This is a genomic window from Faecalicatena contorta, from assembly GCF_021531995.1.
In the GTDB taxonomy this organism is placed as follows: domain Bacteria; phylum Bacillota; class Clostridia; order Lachnospirales; family Lachnospiraceae; genus Dorea_A; species Dorea_A contorta_A.
The window spans coordinates 1-6915 of record NZ_JAFBIZ010000134.1; the positions used below are offsets into that span (position 1 = coordinate 1).

General features: G+C 43.6%; 5 protein-coding genes. All 5 read left to right on the forward strand.

What is annotated here, in order from left to right; translation table 11 throughout:
- Positions 1 to 109 precede the first annotated feature (109 nt).
- From JQM82_RS13630 to pcp, 5 genes are read left to right on the forward strand one after another with little or no spacing between them, the layout of a single operon-like run.
- Positions 110 to 3388, forward strand: coding sequence for a M14 family metallopeptidase (locus tag JQM82_RS13630; protein WP_235250933.1), 3279 nt, complete (start codon positions 110 to 112; stop codon positions 3386 to 3388).
- Positions 3389 to 3419: 31 nt separating this feature from the next.
- On the forward strand, positions 3420 to 4100 hold the full coding sequence (locus JQM82_RS13635) for a 5-oxoproline transporter, DUF969 family subunit (protein ID WP_235250934.1): 681 nt from the start codon (positions 3420 to 3422) through the stop codon (positions 4098 to 4100).
- Between the two features lie 20 nt (positions 4101 to 4120).
- Positions 4121 to 5068, forward strand: coding sequence for a DUF979 domain-containing protein (locus tag JQM82_RS13640; RefSeq protein WP_235250935.1), 948 nt, complete (start codon positions 4121 to 4123; stop codon positions 5066 to 5068).
- Between the two features lie 23 nt (positions 5069 to 5091).
- Positions 5092 to 6102, forward strand: coding sequence for an aminopeptidase (locus JQM82_RS13645; protein ID WP_235250936.1), 1011 nt, complete (start codon positions 5092 to 5094; stop codon positions 6100 to 6102).
- Positions 6103 to 6128: 26 nt separating this feature from the next.
- Positions 6129 to 6773, forward strand: a complete 645-nt coding sequence (pcp, locus tag JQM82_RS13650) for a pyroglutamyl-peptidase I (protein ID WP_235250937.1) — start codon at positions 6129 to 6131, stop codon at positions 6771 to 6773.
- The last annotated feature ends 142 nt before the right edge of the window (positions 6774 to 6915 follow it).

Consider the following 6915-nt stretch of genomic DNA (forward strand, 5'->3'; position numbering starts at 1 on the left):
GTACATAATACGGTACTAAAGTACAAGAATGTAATATGAGATATAGTGCGATCATGATTATGTTTGAGATAAAACAGATGATAAAAATATATGGAGAGGAGAGAGAAGTTTGAAGTATCAATTCAATGACAAGATTGCTTTGACAAAGGGCGGAGACTATCAATATAAAAAAATCGCGATTGAATATGCGAGAGCCCTGGGATTCTTGTGTGAAGCAGCTGTGTTTCCAGTCACAACATGGGGGGAGGGGCTTCCGGTTCCGGATGCGATTGCGGACATGACTGAGCTGCAGCCCTTACCTGAGAGGGAAGTGAATGTGATTCCGCAAGGATATGTAGCTTCGTCAGATTCTCCTTTGCCGATACCGGAGCAGGATCGTAGAAAGCGGAAGGGGCTGGAAGGCATCTTTTCCAAGGGTTCGTTTCTGAAGGATGATAATCTGGATGAACTGCCGGATCGGATGGATGTCCATCTGGTTTTGCAGGAAGGTGCATCGGATGCTCAATTTGCAGCAGCAGTTAATGTGGCATTCCGCCTGGGGATGGAGACGACCGGATATGAGGGAATTCTTTTAAGAGAATGTTCCGGGAACGGGAACGAGATCCTGTTTGTTGGCGGAGGAGAATTTTCGGTATCTTACGAAGACACGCAGAATGGAGTGAAGGTGTACATAGCAGGAAATGGAGAAGCTCTCGAGTCGGGAATTCGAATGTTATGCGAGAGCTTTCCGCTTCAGGGGGCGTTTGATACCTGGGCTGACCGGCTGGAAGAGATCGCCGAAGGATTTGCGATGCAGACACTGGACGGACAACTTGCTTATCTGGAGGCGTCTGGGAAAAAAGAAGGAGCATATGCCTATGTGGATGCAACGCTGAACAGCCGGAGAGAGCAGGTGGAAAGCTGTTTTCCGGATACTTCATTTGTAGGTTATAAAGATGATGAACGGATCTATGAAAAGGAATACGACATTACCTGGGAAGTGGATGAACTCAGGGAGATCCTGGAAAAAGAGATCTATCCAAAGATCGAAACAGGTGATCGGATCAGGATCTTTGCTGCAGTCAGCGAGGATAAAAAAGTAAGAGAAGAATTGGAAGATGAGATACGGGAAAATATATTGGAAAAAGGAGCAGTGGCAGAAGTGGATGTTATCTGTTCCTATAAGCAGGGATATTCCTGGATCGATGAAAAGGTGAATCCGATCCTGACGTCAAAAGAGAATGTGGACCGTGTAGAGATCTTTTTCAAACCATTTTTGCCGGAAGGACAGACAGAGTGGCTGGATGAAGATGGCGCCACACCCAAATACAACAATGTAAAAGATGATCTGAATCACTGGTATGATCTTCCGATCCGTTATCTTCAGGAACTTTATCCGATAGAGGATACGATTGTGGAGACAGTCGGAGTTGAGAAAGATCATGTTGTATTTCAGGTCTATGAAGGAACGGAGGATCTGACATATCTGGTCAGAGCACTGGACGCGGAACACACCGTGGTCTATGAAGACAGCTATCTTGCGGCAAACAGTGAAAGAGCATATCTGGATGATTTCCCGCAGCTGGGAAAGGTGCATCCTGCTACCGGCTTTTTAAGAGTCTGGAAGAATGGAGACGCAGTTCTGAATGAACGGATCTGGTCGGATGTGGAAAAAATATGGGAGATTTATCAGACAGAAGTGCTGCCTGAGGTGCGTGCATATACCGACCGGATTACGGAAGGAGAAGACATGGTGGAAGCGCAGCCATTCTTTTCAAAGCTTCAGCTCGATATTGTGGCCAGCGAACCGAATGAGATTCTGAATTCAAGAGAAGATTTATTCTCGACTCTGGATGGTCTGCATGAAGATCTGTATTTTGCAGGGACGGACTATTTTAAAAACTATGGTATAGAAAAATGTGGAAAGATAACGGATGCACCGGGACTCATTCTCCCGGTTGTAAAAAAAGGAGAAGGAAAGCCATATTTTAAAGTTTCGCTTTATTCATCAAAGAAAAAATGTCCAACCATCGTGTGCGGCGATAAAGTAATCACATCTGCTGTAAAGAAATGGGATGTGGATATCTGGATGAAACGGCTGGAAGTAAAAGAACATAAAACGATTGTTACTTTACATGTCGGCAATGTCGATGAAGCGTTGGTGGCAGCTTATGCAAAACTGATGGAGGCAGGGGTGCTGGAACTGTCCGGACGTCTGTATGGAATTGATGTACTTCGGTTTGAGACGGATACGCATACGTATTCTGTGGGTATTGCTCCGGTAAAAGAGGAAGAAAAGACAATTCGGGTTGAAGATATCGATATATTGGAACATACACTGATCGGATATGAGCAGTGTGTAGAGCTTTTGAATCAACTGAAAAGAGTTCCTGGAATTAACGTATATCAGACTACGCATTCCTATATGGGACGAAGCTTATACGCTGTGGAGTTAAAACCTCATCTGGAAGGATATATTTCCAGAGTCAAACGCATTACCAATCATCCGACAGAAATCATCAACACAAGGCATCATGCCAATGAGGTGTCAGGTACGAATGAAGCGTTTATGTTGCTTAAGACACTCCTAACGGATAAAAAATATGAAAATGTTGCGGATAATATGAATCTTATTCTGGTTCCGATGGAAAATGTGGATGGAGCTGCAATTCATTATGAACTGCAGAAAGACAATCCAACATGGAAATTACATGTTGCAAGGTTTAATGCGATTGGAAAAGAATTCTATTATGAGCATTTTGTGGATGAGACAATTCATAAAGAAGCAAAGGGATTAAAACGGCTGTTTATGAGACACCTTCCGGATTTCCTGATCGATAATCATGGCGTTCCAAGTCATGAGTGGGAACAGCAGTTTTCCGGATATACGTCTCCTTCCTATCGGGGATTCTGGCTTCCGAGATCTCTGATCTACGGATATTTCTTTCATATTCAGGAGGAAAGATATCAGAGCAATATTACGTTGAATAAAAAAATGGAGGATGCGATTGCGGATGCATTTCTTAAGGACGAAGCAATTACAAAGGTAAATCTTTCATGGGCGAGACAGTTTGAAAAATATGCACATGCATGGATGCCAAAACTGTTCCCGGCAAACTATTACAAGAATATGATTAATTACTGGATCCCAAGTCCATATACTCCGGACCATCGATATCCATCTGTAAAATACCCATGGATTCTGAGTGTGGATTTTGTCAGTGAGGTTGCAGATGAGACGGCACAGGGGGATTACTTATATGAATGTGCCAGATCGCATCTGGTACATGATCTGGCAATCATCGACATGATCCTGAATTGTTCTTATGTCTATGAGAAAGAATGGAACTATACGAGCAATGACATTAAAGTGACTGTGACGAGAAAGCGTCCGGTTATTGCTCGATAGAAAATAAAACATATTTCAAAGGAGGAGAAAAATGGAATATTTAAAACTCATCGGAATCTTGATTGTAATTTTAGGTTTTGCATTGAAACTGGATTCCATCCTGATCATTGTTGTTGCAGCTGTGGTAACAGCTTTAGTTGGAGGCCTGGGGCCGGTCGGACTGTGTGAGACTCTTGGTTCAAGCTTTGTGGCAAACAGGAGTATGGCAATCTTCATTCTTGTAATGCTTGTAACAGGAACACTGGAGAGAAATGGATTGAAAAATGCTGCTGCAGCACTGATTGGAAAAGTTAAAAATGCATCACCGGGAGTGGTAATCGGAGCATATGGAGTCATGAGATCTGTATTTGCCGCTTTTAATGTTGGATTTGGCGGTGTTGCAGGATTCGTACGTCCGATCATTATGCCGATGGCAACCGGTGCGATTGAAGCGAACGGGGATGTGCCGAATGAAGAGCATGTGGAAGAGTTAAAAGGCATGGCTTCCGGTATGGAAAATATTGCGTGGTTCTTCTGTCAGGTATTGTTTATTGGTGGTGCCGGTGGATTGCTGGTACAGTCTACCTTAGAACCGCTGGGATATCATGTGGAACTTGCTGATCTTGCGAAAGTGGAGATCCCGGTAGGTATCTTTGCAGCGATTGTGGCAATCGTATATTATGTAATCAAGGATAAAGCTCTTTGTAAAAAGTACTACAAAAAAGATAAATAAGCAGGAGGGGGGACACAGATATGTCATTTTTTACCAGTGCAGACTTTACACTAGGACAGAAATTATTGGAAATCATTTATATCGTCATTGGTTTATTAACCATCTATACAGGAATCAAAAATATTAGAGATGAAGAGAATCCTTCACGCATTGGCACGGGTGTTTTCTGGTGCGTACTGGGTGTCGTACTGGCGTTTGGACGCTGGATACCGGCTGTTGTGGACGGTGTTCTGATTCTGATCATGTGTGTACCGGCAATCATGGGTAAGGTAAAGATTGGAAAATCCAATGCGCCGACAGAAGAGAAGGTTGCAGATACGTACAGTAAAGTAGGAATGAAGGTATTTGTACCGGCACTTTCTATCGGTATCGGAGCGATCTGTTTTGCTTTATTCCTTCCGACTCTCGGAGCAATGGTAGGAATCGGAGCAGGTATTCTTGTTTCTATGATTCTGCTGATGCTGTTTAACAAAGAGAATAAACCAGTTACGTTTTTAAATGACTCGGAAAGATTGATCTCCACCGTAGGACCTCTTTCCATGTTACCTATGCTGCTTGCAAGTCTGGGAGCAATATTTACAGCGGCAGGAGTCGGAGATGTGGTTGCCGGAATCGTCGGAAACATCATTCCGGAGGGAAATGTTAATGTTGGTATTATCATATTTGCAATAGGTATGGCCTTGTTTACGATGGTTATGGGAAATGCATTTGCTGCGATCACCGTTATGACAGTTGGAATCGGTGCTCCGTTCGTACTTGCTTACGGTGCGGATCCTACCCTAATCGGAATGCTGGCACTGACCTGTGGTTATTGTGGAACACTTTGCACACCGATGGCGGCGAACTTTAACATCGTTCCGGTTGCGCTTCTGGATATGAAGGATCGATTTGGGGTTATTAAGAATCAGATTATTCCGGCAATCATTCTTCTGGTTTTCCAGATCTGCTACATGATAATTATGAAATAGTAATATAAAAAGGAAAGAGTCATATGAAACAAATTGATTCTGTCCAGAACCAGGAGGTTGTCCGTGGAGCCAATATCATTGCACAGAATTGGCTCCATTTAAAAATGAGACAAAAGGTTCTGATTGTAAGCAGTGAGATACATCTGGCAGAAGTTCAGATATTGAAAAACGCCTGCATGGAGTATTCTCTTCAGGTAGATCTGATGGTTGTGGAGGAACGAGGGAAAAAGGTTGGTGTATTCTTTGATAAGAATGAAAAGATATTTGATGACTATGATGTCATCATTGGAGCAACCGACTATTCCCTGGTTACTACCAGAGCAGTGAGGCGGGCGATCTCAGAAGGAAAAAAATACCTGTCACTTCCGCTGTCAACGAATGACGGGCGATCCATGCTTGGTTATTCATTTTTGCAAATGGATACAAAGAAAAGCAAGTTGATGGCAAATGTAATAAAAAAATATGTGGACTCGGCAACCTTCCTTCAGGTGACGACAAAACAGGGGACAGATATCAGCTTTCGGAAAAAAGGAAGAAATGCGGGCTTTTTTAATGGAGATGTCAGAGACGGAAAAGGTTTTTCCTCAGCCAGTATTGAATTATATGTCCCTATAGAAGAAGATCAGACAGAGGGTGTTGTGTATCTGGATGGATCACTCGGATATATCGGAGCGGTCAGGGAACCATTTCGGATTGAAATACAAAATGGAAAGATTGTGTTCATTGAGGAGACAGAAGATGGAAAAAGACTGAAAGAGTATCTCGAAAGCTTTGAAGACGAACGGATGTATACTGCCGGTGAATTGGGTATCGGGCTTAACTCTTATGCAAAATGTATCGGGAATTGCTATATTGAAGATGAATCGGCATATGGAACGTATCATATCGGTTTTGGAAGAAATCTGGCGCTTGGAGGGGCATATGAAGCAAGCGGACATTTCGATCTTGTGATGCTGGAACCAGATATATATACGGATAATCGAAAAATTATGGAACGGGGACGAGTAATTGTTCCGGAACCACAGCTCTATTAAGAATAAGAAAGGAGTCGGTGAAAACGATGAAAATATTAGTCACAGGATTTGACCCGTTTGGGGGAGCAACGATTAATCCTGCATATGAGGCGGTCAGGCAGCTTCCGGATCGGATAGATGGAGCTGAAATCATGAAAATTGAGATTCCGACTGTCTTTGGAAAAGATGAAGCGGTGATGAGGGCCGCTGTCGAAGAATATAAGCCGGATGTTGTACTCTGTGTAGGGCAGGCGGGCGGAAGATCCGGGATCACGGTAGAAAAGGTGGCCATTAATCTGATGGAGGCCAGGATACCGGATAACGAGGGAAACCAGCCGCTGGATACCCCGGTCAAGGAAGATGGGGCAACGGCCTATTTTGCGACTGTGCCGGTGAAGCGTATGGTACAATATATGCAGAATGCGAAGATTCCTGCGCGGGTATCGTATACGGCAGGCACCTATGTATGCAATGATATTATGTACCGGCTTCTGTATATGATTGAGAAAGAACATCCTGATATGCGGGGCGGGTTTGTTCATGTTCCGTATCTGCCGGAGCAGACGGTCAGTCTTCCGGACGGTACACCAAGCATGTCATCCGGGATGATTGCAGAAGCCTTAGTGTGTGGAATCCGGGCAATCATTGAGAATCAGGAAGATGCTGGAATTGTCAGTGGAGAGATCAAGTAAGATATTTCAGATACCTAGGTAATTGCGAAACTCGCTAAGCTTGTTCGCAATTCTGAACCAAAACAAGGATGAATTCGTGCAAAGCACGAATTCTGGAATGAAATGTAGATAACCGGACATTTTAGGCGCACTTTAATAAGGC